The sequence below is a fragment of the Pengzhenrongella frigida genome (genome assembly GCF_004168625.1).
GTDB lineage: Bacteria > Actinomycetota > Actinomycetes > Actinomycetales > Cellulomonadaceae > Pengzhenrongella > Pengzhenrongella frigida.
The window spans coordinates 1-9,703 of record NZ_SDWW01000077.1 but is presented as its reverse complement, the minus strand read 5'-3'; the positions used below and the strand labels follow the sequence as shown (position 1 = coordinate 9,703).

The 9,703-nt window shown below is 71.5% G+C and carries 10 protein-coding genes; 3 read left to right on the top strand and 7 right to left on the bottom strand.

The annotated features are described in order from the left end of the window. The 3 genes from EUA98_RS18895 to EUA98_RS18885 form a co-directional block, all read right to left on the bottom strand. A partial coding sequence (locus EUA98_RS18895) for an FGGY family carbohydrate kinase (RefSeq protein WP_242511727.1) occupies nt 1–189 on the bottom strand: 189 nt, incomplete at its 3' end. A gap of 141 nt (nt 190–330) precedes the next feature. Next, the gene (locus EUA98_RS18890) at nt 331–1,041 is read right to left on the bottom strand and encodes an MIP/aquaporin family protein (protein WP_130104237.1); all 711 of its coding nucleotides are present in this window, start codon (nt 1,039–1,041) and stop codon (nt 331–333) included. 123 nt (nt 1,042–1,164) lie between these two features. Continuing rightward, nucleotides 1,165–2,913: a glycerol-3-phosphate dehydrogenase/oxidase gene (locus tag EUA98_RS18885; RefSeq protein ID WP_130104236.1), complete on the bottom strand. Its 1,749-nt coding sequence runs from the start codon at nt 2,911–2,913 to the stop codon at nt 1,165–1,167. A gap of 200 nt (nt 2,914–3,113) precedes the next feature. Between EUA98_RS18885 and EUA98_RS18880 the strand changes: the two genes are divergently transcribed. Continuing rightward, on the top strand, nt 3,114–4,115 hold the full coding sequence (locus EUA98_RS18880; protein ID WP_434063512.1) for a sugar-binding transcriptional regulator: 1,002 nt from the start codon (nt 3,114–3,116) through the stop codon (nt 4,113–4,115). Here the strand turns inward: EUA98_RS18880 and EUA98_RS18875 are convergent. After that, the gene (locus EUA98_RS18875) at nt 4,070–4,699 is read right to left on the bottom strand and encodes a DUF1989 domain-containing protein (RefSeq protein WP_130104234.1); all 630 of its coding nucleotides are present in this window, start codon (nt 4,697–4,699) and stop codon (nt 4,070–4,072) included. The genes EUA98_RS18880 and EUA98_RS18875 overlap by 46 nt on opposite strands. Before the next feature lie 116 nt (nt 4,700–4,815). Between EUA98_RS18875 and EUA98_RS18870 the strand changes: the two genes are divergently transcribed. After that, entirely contained in the window at nt 4,816–5,337 is a 522-nt protein-coding gene (locus EUA98_RS18870; RefSeq protein WP_130104233.1) for an amino-acid N-acetyltransferase, read from the top strand. Here the strand turns inward: EUA98_RS18870 and EUA98_RS18865 are convergent. Next, nucleotides 5,330–6,265, bottom strand: coding sequence for an HhH-GPD family protein (locus tag EUA98_RS18865; protein ID WP_130104232.1), 936 nt, complete (start codon nt 6,263–6,265; stop codon nt 5,330–5,332). The two genes, EUA98_RS18870 and EUA98_RS18865, sit on opposite strands and share 8 nt — an antisense overlap. A 100-nt stretch (nt 6,266–6,365) precedes the next feature. On the opposite strand from EUA98_RS18865, the gene EUA98_RS18860 reads away from it, so the two are divergent. Further along, a complete protein-coding gene (locus tag EUA98_RS18860) occupies nt 6,366–6,974 on the top strand; it encodes a hypothetical protein (RefSeq protein ID WP_130104231.1) in 609 nt (202 codons plus the stop codon). Nucleotides 6,975–7,046: 72 nt separating this feature from the next. Here EUA98_RS18860 and disA read toward each other — a convergent pair whose 3' ends face one another. Together disA and radA are read right to left on the bottom strand one after the other, a co-directional pair. Then, a complete protein-coding gene (gene disA / locus EUA98_RS18855; protein WP_130104230.1) occupies nt 7,047–8,132 on the bottom strand; it encodes a DNA integrity scanning diadenylate cyclase DisA in 1,086 nt (361 codons plus the stop codon). Nucleotides 8,133–8,181: 49 nt separating this feature from the next. Then, nucleotides 8,182–9,606 carry a DNA repair protein RadA gene (gene radA / locus EUA98_RS18850; protein WP_130104229.1) on the bottom strand — a complete coding sequence of 475 codons (1,425 nt, stop codon included), beginning with the start codon at nt 9,604–9,606 and terminating at the stop codon, nt 8,182–8,184. Between the last annotated feature and the right edge of the window lie 97 nt (nt 9,607–9,703).

Below are 9,703 nucleotides of genomic sequence, written 5' to 3'. Positions count from 1 at the left end.
GAGCACGATGCCGACGACCTCACGGGTGTTGGTCCAGATCTCCTCGGCGTTGTGCTCGACCCAGCCCGCGCGCGGGAAGATCTGCTCGTGCTCGAGCTGTCCGGTCTCGACGATGGTGCCGCCGTGGTTGAAGATGATCGCCCGAGAGCTCGTGGTTCCCTGGTCGATGGCGAGTACGTAGTCAGCCATGGTTCGTCAATCCTCCGTGTCTTGGGAAATGTCAGGTCAGCCGTGCGGCACCGGTCTCGATCGGTGCGGTGCTCCGAGCTGTCGGTCGGGGTGCCCAGCGGCGCTTCGCTGCGCGGTGCACCCCGACCGACGGGATCGGGATCAGACGGGGGCGTACCAGTCGCCGAGGAGGCCACCGAGGACGCCACCGACGAGCGGTCCGAGAACCGGGACCCAGGAGTAGGCCCAGTCGCTGGAGCCCTTGCCCTTGATCGGGAGCAGGAAGTGCGCGATGCGCGGGCCGAGGTCACGAGCAGGGTTGATCGCGTACCCGGTGGGTCCACCGAGGCTCATACCGATGCTCACGACGACCAGTGCCACGCCTAGCGGACCGAGGCCGGACGGCGTCATCCCGCTCACGATGATCCAGAAGACCAGGACGAAGGTGCCGATGACCTCGGTACCGAAGTTCCAGCCGTAGGAGCGGATGGCCGGGCCCGTGGAGAACACCGCAAGCTTGGTGCCGGCGTCGGCATCCTCGTCGAAGTGGCTCTTGAAGGCGACGAACATCAGGAGGGCACCGATGAAGGCACCGAGCAGCTCGGCGGCAAAGTAGCCGAGCATGTTCACGACGGTCGGGTCGACATCAGGTGCGAAGTCCCGGCCGGCGGCGAAGAGCCCGATGGTCACAGCCGGGTTCAGGTGCGCGCCCGACTTGAACGCGACATAGACGCCCGCGAAGACAGCAAAGCCCCACCCGAAGGTGATGAGAACCCATCCACCGTTGAAGCCCTTGCTCTTCGGCAGGATCGCGGTTGCGACCACACCGCCACCCAACAGAAGCAGAACGGCTGTGCCGAGCACTTCTGACATGAAGATCTGACTGTCCACGGTTTACCTCATTTCTGTGACGTCGTTGTCATGTTCGTCCGGGGCGAGGGCGCCCAGGACGGCATCTCCGTCCGACCCGCGGTCAGGCCGCGTCCGGACGAATTCTCAGGAGATCTCCAGCTCTCTGAGCGGAGCGATCTCGGCGGCCTGCAGGCGCACCTTCTCGGCCGACTCGTCGTCCGTCTGGAGCTCGGCCTTGGCCTCGGCCTCGGCGCGGTCGCGGTAGGCGGCGATCTCGCGGGTGCGGGTGGCGTCGTCCCAGCCGAGCAGCGGGACCATGATGTCGGCGATCTCCTCGAGCGCGCCCACCCCACGGTCGAGCTGCTCGTAGTTGAGCCGGGTGCGGTGCATCAGCACGTCGTCCAGGTGCAGGGCACCTTCGTGCGTGACGGCGTACGCGATCTCGGCCCGCAGGTACGCCGGTGCCCCGGCCAGCGCCCGGCCCAGGTTCGGGTCGACGTCGACGGACTCGGTCAGCTCGTTGATGAGCGAGCCGTAGCGGTGCAGGAGGTGATCCATCATCGCCCGGCTCCACCCGTAGCGGCGGCCGATGGTCGGTGCCTGGCGCTGCAGGACGCGCAGCCCCTCGGCGCCGGCGAGCGGGATCGACTGGGTGATCGAGGGCACCGAGTGCGCGCGACCGCCGAGGGCGAAGTCGACGGCGTCCTTGGCCATCACCCGGTAGGTGGTGAGCTTGCCGCCGGCGATCACGGTCAGCCCCGGGGTGGGGGAGGCCACGGTGTGCTCGCGGGAGACCTTCGCCGACGAGGTGCCTTCCTTGGTGCCCGGCTGCAGCAGCGGCCGCAGCCCGGCCCAGGTGCCGATGACGTCCTTGCGGGACAGCGGTCGCGCCAGCACGGCGTTCGCGTGGTCGATGACGTAGTCGATGTCCGCGGACGTGGCCACGGGGTGCGTGAGCTCGAGCTTCCACGGGGTGTCGGTGGTGCCGATCACCCAGTAGCGCGACCACGGGATGACGAACAGGACGCTCTTCTCGGTCTGCAGGATCAGCCCGGTCTCGCCGGCGATGCAGTCGCGCGGCACGACGATGTGGATGCCCTTGGACGCCAGCACGCGCAGGCCGCCCTCGGTCTTGGCGAGCGCCTCGGTCTCCTCGGTCCAGACCCCGGTCGCGTTGATGACCTGGCGGGCGCGCACCTCGAACCGGTCGCCGGACTCGAGGTCCTCGACGGTCGCTCCGGTCACGGTGCCACCCTCGGTGGTCGACATCGCCACGACCTGGGTGCGGGAGGCCGCGGAGGCGCCGAAGGTGACCGCGGTGCGGATCAGGGTGGACACCAGGCGGGCGTCGTCGACGCTGGCGTCCCAGTACCGCACGGCGCCGATCGCGGCCTCGTGGCGCAGGTCGGGGAAGAGCTTCTCGAGGCCGTGGCGGGTCACGTGGCTGTGCAGCGGCAGCGCGCGGCGCCGGCCGTTGATGCTCGCCAGGGTGTCGTACAGCGCGATGCCGGCGCCGACGTAGGCGCGCTCCCAGACGCGGTGCTCCAGCGGGTACAGGAACGACACCGGGCGCACGAGGTGGGGGGCGAGCTCGGTGAGGAGCAGGTCGCGCTCGGTGAGCGCCTCACGGACGAGGTGGAAGTCGAGCATCTGCAGGTAGCGCAGCCCGCCGTGGACGAGCTTGCTCGACCGGCTCGAGGTGCCGCTGGACCAGTCCTGGCCCTCGACGATGCCGACCTTCAGCCCACGGGTCACGGCGTCGAGCGCGATCCCGGCGCCCGTCACGCCGCCACCGATCACCAGGATGTCGAGCTCGTGTCCTGTCGTGGTGCTCGCACGGAGTGCCTCGAGAGCCGACGTCCGGGTCTGTGCTGTGAGTGCTGCTGTCTTCACCGTTGTCCTCCTCGCACCGTGGCAGCCACGGGTATTCCGCCACCTGCAGGTCCCCGTCAGCGTTGACGAGGTGTCGAACCGGTAGCAGCCCTATGCTTGCCGTGCTCCGAACGAACGCGCAACAACGATGCACGGATGTGCACAGCAGGGGGAACACCGTGGCGACCGACGGCGAGCAGGACGTCCTGCGTGCGGCGGCGATGTACTACCTCCAGGACATGAAGATGGAGGTGATCGCCCGCCACCTGCACACTTCCCGGTCGACCGTCTCCCGCCTCATCAAGCGCGCACGCGAGATGGGCCTGGTCGAGATCACCCTGCGGCCCGCGAGCAGTCGCGCTCCAGGACTCGGTCAGAGCATCAGTGCGACCTTCGGGATCTCGACCTATGTCGTCCCCGTGCCCGACTCCGCGGAGCACGTGGAGCGGCTGGAACAGGTCGCCATCACCACGGCGAAGCTCCTCACGTCTTGGTTCGACTCGGACATGGTGATGGGCATCGCGTGGGGGACCACGCTCGCGGCCGTGAGCCGCCACCTGACCCACAAACCGACCCGCGGGAGCACGGTCGTCCAGCTCAACGGAGCCGCGAACAACCGGTCGAGCGGGATCGAGTACGCGAGCGATCTCATCTCCACGTTCGGTACCTCGTTCGACGCAGCGGTGATCCATTTCCCGGTCCCGGCCTTCTTCGACTTCCCGGAGACCAAGGCCGCGATGTGGCGCGAACGATCCGTCAAGCGGGTCCTTGACGTGCAACGACGTGCAGACGTTGCGCTGTTCTCGGTGGGCGCGGTGGCGGGCGCGGTGCCCAGCCATGTGTATTCCGCCGGGTATCTGGACGACGACGACGTCCGTCTGCTCCATTCCGAGGGCGTCGTCGGCGACGTGTGCACCGTTTTCCTGCGGGCCGACGGCAGCTACAAGGACGTCGCCCTGAACGCGCGGGCGACCGGGCCGTCCCCCGCCAAGCTGCACCGGGTTCCGCGCCGCATCTGCGTCGTGGCGGGGGACAACAAGGTGGTCCCGCTGCTCGCTGCCCTGCGTTCCGGGGTCGTCACGGACCTCGTGGTCGACGAGGTGACCGCCTCCCGCCTGCTCGCCACCGTGCCGGCCCGGGACACCTCGGGCGGCCGGGTCACCCGGGCGCTGCGGGGTCAGCCCATCCGGGGACGACTCGGCTGGCCGGGTGACGTGCAGTAGTCCCGCCACGCGAGCACCTCGAGCGGCCCGCACTCGCAGTCGGGGTCCGGATCCAGCGGGTGGGCGGTGTTCGCGATCAGCAGGACCAGGGGCATCTCGGCACGGATCGACACGCTCGCCCCGGGGGCGGACGGTCCCGCGAAGACCGGGGTGCCGTCGCGTTCCCTGGTCACGGTCTGGAAGAACGAGAGGCAGGGGCGCAGCGGGCGCGACCCGAGACCGTGCTTGGCCGCCGCCCGGGTGAACAGCTCGAGGTCTGTCGTGCCGAGGCTCGAGCCGGGGCGGCCCGTGGAGTCGTGCGTGAGGGTGGCCAGCGCATTGCCCTGGTCGGACAGCAGCTGGCTCCCGAGCGTCAGGGCACCCTGCCGGCCCGGGGGCAACCGGCCGGGACGCTCCTCGGCCCCGTCGGCGTCATAGACCTGCAGGTGCGCGCAGGCGTCCCCGTCGAGGTCCGTCAGCCGGACGGTGGTGCCGCGCGCGACGACCAGGCGCGTGCAGCCGCCCGCGTGCACGGTCTCCGCCCAGACCAGTCGGTCGGCGTCGATCAGGTCGGGGGGCGGGGGCCAGGCGGTCGATCGGGGCATGAGCACTCCTGCGGGTCGCGGCGTGGATCCATCGACACGTCCAGCGTGAGCCCCCGTGATTCCCCCCGCGTGACCGCCTTGTGACGACCTTGTTACGGCCGGGCTAGGTTGTGGCGATGCCCAGCCTCGTACCCGTCATCCGCCCCGCCCGGCCTGCCGACGTGAACACGATTCGCGACCTGGTGGCGCCGTACGCGACCGAGCGGATCCTGCTGGCCAAGGAGCTGGTCGGGTACTACGAGGCCGTGCAGGAGTTTCTCGTGGCCGACGTCGACGAGGCCGCGGGCCCGGAGGTGGTGGGGTGCGGCGCGCTGCACGTGATGTGGCAGGACCTCGCCGAGATCCGCACGCTCGCCGTCGCACCGCAGTGGCGCGGGCACGGCGTCGGGCACACGCTGCTCGACGCGCTCGTCGACCGGGCGCGAGCGCTCGGGCTGAGCCGGCTGTTCTGCCTGACGTTCGAGGTCGAGTTCTTCGGGGCGCACGGCTTCGTGCCCATCGAGGGGACACCCGTCTCGGCGGAGGTCTACGCCGAGCTGTTGCGATCGCACGACGACGGCGTCGCGGAGTTCCTCGACCTCGCCCGGGTGAAGCCGAACACGCTCGGCAACACCCGGATGCTGATCCAGCTCAACTGACCGCGGCGGCCGGGAGCCGGTACGTGCGGGGCTGGTCTTCCGCGCCGGACACCTCGGCCAGCCCGTCTGCCACCAGGGCGTCGAGGCACCGGTCGAGCTGGACGCGGTCCGTCCAGAGGTCCTCCACGGCCGAGCGTGGCACCGGCTCGAGGGCCTCGCGCAGCAGGGCCATGACCCGCCCGCGGGCCTGCCGGTCGGTCCCGGCCCACGCTTGCGTGCGCCGCCGACCGACGTGCGCGTCGACGGGGTATCCGGCCCGACGCCACGCGCAGAGCTCCGCGACGGGGCAGGCCTCGCACCGTGGTGCCCGGGCGGTGCACACGAGCGCGCCGAGCTCCATCGAGGAGGCCGCCCAGAGCGCCGCCTCGGCCGGATCGGCCGGGACGAGCGCCGCCGCGCTCCTGACCTCGGCGACGGTCAGGCTGGGCGTCGGCAGGGCCGTGCCCGTCACGGTCCGGGCGAGGACTCGGCGCACGTTGGTGTCCAGCACGACCGATCGCCCCCCGTACGCGAAGGCGACCACCGCCGCGGCGGTGTAGGCGCCGACCCCCGGCAGCGCGAGCAGGGCAGCCTCGTCGCACGGCACGACGCCGTCGTGCAGCTCGGCGATCGCGCGGCCGCACTCCTGCAGTCGCAGCGCGCGCCGCGGATAGCCGAGCCGTCCCCACGCGCGCAGGACGTCCGCCGTGCTCGCCGCCGCCAGGTCGCGCGGGGTCGGCCACCAGGTCATCCAGTCGGTCCAGGCGGGCAGCACCCGGACCACCGGTGTCTGCTGCAGCATCACCTCGCTCACCAGCACGCCCCACGCGGTCCGGTCGGGCCCGCGCCACGGCAGATCGCGGGCGTTCGCGGCGAACCACGCGCCGATCGGGGCCCGGAGCCCCGCCGCGAGCTCGGGGCTGTCGAGGAGGAGGGGCTCGATCGGCATCCCGCATCCTCCCAGAAGCCGTCGTCGGCGTGCCCTGCTCGTCGTGGGGCCGGGCGGCCGTAGCGTAGTGGCAGGGTCTGGTCGCGATGGAGGGAACCGAATGAACACGGTGCTGCATCCCGTGGGGCCGAACCCGTCGCGGGTCTACTGGTTCCGGCGGTTCGTGGTCGTGCTCGCGCTCGTCGTCGCGCTCGGCGGCGTCGGCGCGGTGATCTGGGCGGTCGCGTTCCGGGACGGGGGGAGCGCCGATGCGGTGGGCGACCCGGCCGGCGCAGCGGGCGCCTCTGACGTGCCGGCGACGGACGAGGCTGCCAATCCCGTGGACTGCGCAGCCGAGGATCTCGAGGTCACGCTCGCCGCGGACGCCACGACGTACCCGGCGGGCTCGAACCCGGTGCTGCAGGGGTTCGTGACCAACATCAGCACGACGCCGTGCACGGTCGACGCGGGCGACGCCGCCCGCGAGGTCGTCATCAGCTCGGGCAGCGACCGCATCTGGTCGACCAAGGACTGCGCGAGCGCGGACACGGCGTCCCGCCAGCTCCTGCTCGCAGCCGGCGCCCGGGACGCGTTCGAGATCGCGTGGAGCCGGACTCGTTCCGCCGAAGGGTGCCCCGGGGACCTGCCGGCACCGCGGGCCGGCACCTACCAGGCTGTCGCCACCCTGCTGGGGACGGGTGCTGCGCCGGTTGCGTTCGTTCTCGACTGACGGCGCGGTCTCGACTGACGGCGTGCTCGAACTCGGAGGGCCCCCTGCGGGGACGCCTCGGGGCGTCAGGCTTCAGACGTACCGCTCGAGGATGCTCGACTCGGCAAGGCGGGACAGGCCCTCGCGGACGGCTCGCGCACGCTGCTCGCCGATCCCCTCGACCGCCATGAGCTCCTCGATGCCGGCTGCCAGCAGCTTCTGCAGGCTCCCGAAGTGCCCGACGAGCCGGTCGACGACGGCGCTGGGCAGCCGCGGCACCATGGAGAGCAACCGGTACCCGCGGGGCCCGACGGCGGCATCGAGCGCGTCGCCGCCGCCCGGCAGCCCGAGCACCCGGGCGATGTGGGCGTGGTCGAGCAGCTCGGTCGAGTCCAGCTCAGCGAGGGCCGCCTGCACGTCCACCGACCCGCCGTCGCTGCGGGAGGTCTCGACGTAGTCGCGGATCACGGCCTCGCGGTCGGAGCTGATCCCCCCGATCAGCTCGTCGAGCTGGAGCGCGAGCAGCCGACCGTCCCGGCCGAGCTCGATCACGTAGCCGGCGATCTCCTCGGAGATCCGGCGCACCATCTCGAGCCGCTGGACGACGGCCGAGACGTCGCGCACCGTGACGAGGTCCTCGATCTCGAGCGCCGACAGGGTGCCGCTGACCTCGTCCAGCCGCGACTTGTACCGCTCCAGCGTGGCCAGGGCCTGGTTCGCGCGCGAGAGGATCGTGTCGGCGTCCTCGAGCACGTACCGGAAGCCGCCCACGTACAGCGCGACGATGCGCATCGACTGGCTCACGGAGATCACCGGGAAACCGGTCTGCTTGGCGACCCGCTCGGCCGTGCGGTGACGGGTGCCGGACTCGGTCGTCTCGATCGTCGGGTCCGGGAGCAGCTGCACGGCGGCGCGCAGCACCTTCGTCGCGTCCTGGTCCAGGACGATCGCGCCGTCCATCTTGGCGAGCTCGCGCAACCGCGTCGCCGAGAACTCGACGTCGAGCACGAAGCCTCCCGAGCAGATCGACTCGACCGTCTCGTCGAAGCCGAGCACGATGAGCGCGCCGGTGCGACCGCGCAGGATCCGGTCGAGACCTTCGCGCAGCTCACCGCCCGGTGCCACCGCGGCAAGCGTGGTGCGCAGCAGGTCGTCGGGGGAGAAGTGGGATGTTGCCACGTGCGGATCCTAACGGTGCGAGGGGTGAACGGTCCGCAGGCGCGGGGGACTACGCCGGGTGGGTGCGCGGTCCGCTGCTCACGAGGACGGCCTGCGCCAGGTCGGCGACCTCCAGGACGGTCATCCCGGCGGGGGTGCCGGTCGGTTCGACGGACCCGACCGGAACCACGGCGTGGGTGAACCCGAGGCGCGCGGCTTCCGACAGGCGCCTAGAGACGCCCATGACGGGTCGGATCTCTCCGGCGAGCCCGACCTCACCGAGCGCCACGATGCCGGGCAGGAGCGGAACGTCCTCGCGGGCGCTGAGGGTGGCGAGCGCGAGGGCTAAGTCGACGGCCGGCTCCACGGCGCGCGCCCCGCCCACCGTGGAGACGTACACGTCCTGATCGACGAGTCGCGCCCCGACCCGTCGCTGCAGCACCGCGAGCACCATCGCGAGCCGGCTCGAGTCGATCCCGCTGGTCGTGCGGCGCGGGTTGCTCAGCACGCTCGGCGCGACCAGGGCCTGGATCTCCGTCGCGAGCGGGCGGCGCCCCTCCAGGGTGACCGTGACGCAGGTCCCTGGAACGTGATTGAGGATGTGCGAGACGAACATGCCGCTCGGGTCGGTGAGCCCGATGATGCCGGTCTCGGACAGGTCGAAGCACCCGACCTCGTCCGTCGGGCCGTAGCGGTTCTTGGTGGCGCGCAGCAGGCGCAGCCGCGAGTGCCGGTCCCCCTCGAACTGGCACACGACGTCCACGAGGTGCTCGAGCGTGCGGGGACCCGCGATCGAGCCGTCCTTGGTCACGTGCCCGACGAGGACGGTCGGGATGTCCCGCTCCTTCGCGAGGGCGATGAGGGCCGCCGCCACCTCACGCACCTGGCTGACCCCGCCCGGCGCGCCGTCCACCTGGGAGGAGGCGATGGTCTGGACGGAGTCCACCACGAGCAGGTCGGGCGACACCTGGTCGACGTGCCCGAGCACCATGCCCAGGTCGGACTCGGCGGCGAGGAAGAGGTTCGGGTCGAGCGCCCGGATGCGTTCGGCCCGCAGGCGCACCTGACCCGGGGACTCCTCGCCCGTCACGTACAGCACCTTGCGCCCGCCCCGGGCGGCGCGCGCCGCGACGTCGAGCAGCAGGGTCGACTTGCCCACACCCGGCTCGCCCGCGAGCAGCACGACCGCACCGGGCACGAGCCCGCCGCCGAGCACCCGGTCGAGCTCGTCGACCCCGGTCGGCCGGGCGCGCGCGGCCTCGACGTCGATCTCCCCGATCGGCCGGGCGGGCGTGCGGCCGGGCGCGGTCGCGGTGGTCCGCGGGGCCGCCCCGCCGGGGCCGGCCTCTTCGGAGACGCTGCCCCACGCCTGGCACTCGCCGCAGCGCCCCACCCACTTCACGGTGGTCCAGCCACACTCGGCGCACCGGTAGCCGGGCCGGGCCGGACGGTCGACGCGCTTGCCGTTCGAGGGTCGCGTTGCGGGGGAAGCCATGGCGCGAAGGTTAGCTGCGGCCACCCACGGTGATGATGGCAACACCTCGTTCAAGGTGTGACTCAGCCACCCACTGACGTTCTTGTGGACTGTCTTG

What these genes read in the sequence shown, in the direction of transcription:
- EUA98_RS18875 (WP_130104234.1), bottom strand. Translation starts at nt 4,699, where the DNA reads ATGCCCCGATCGACCGCCTGGCCCCCGCCCCCCGACCTGATCGACGCC.
- radA (WP_130104229.1), bottom strand. Translation starts at nt 9,606, where the DNA reads ATGGCTTCCCCCGCAACGCGACCCTCGAACGGCAAGCGCGTCGACCGT.
- EUA98_RS18865 (WP_130104232.1), bottom strand. Translation starts at nt 6,265, where the DNA reads ATGCCGATCGAGCCCCTCCTCCTCGACAGCCCCGAGCTCGCGGCGGGG.
- EUA98_RS18890 (WP_130104237.1), bottom strand. Translation starts at nt 1,041, where the DNA reads ATGTCAGAAGTGCTCGGCACAGCCGTTCTGCTTCTGTTGGGTGGCGGT.
- EUA98_RS18880 (WP_434063512.1), top strand. Translation starts at nt 3,114, where the DNA reads ATGTACTACCTCCAGGACATGAAGATGGAGGTGATCGCCCGCCACCTG.
- EUA98_RS18860 (WP_130104231.1), top strand. Translation starts at nt 6,366, where the DNA reads ATGAACACGGTGCTGCATCCCGTGGGGCCGAACCCGTCGCGGGTCTAC.
- EUA98_RS18870 (WP_130104233.1), top strand. Translation starts at nt 4,816, where the DNA reads ATGCCCAGCCTCGTACCCGTCATCCGCCCCGCCCGGCCTGCCGACGTG.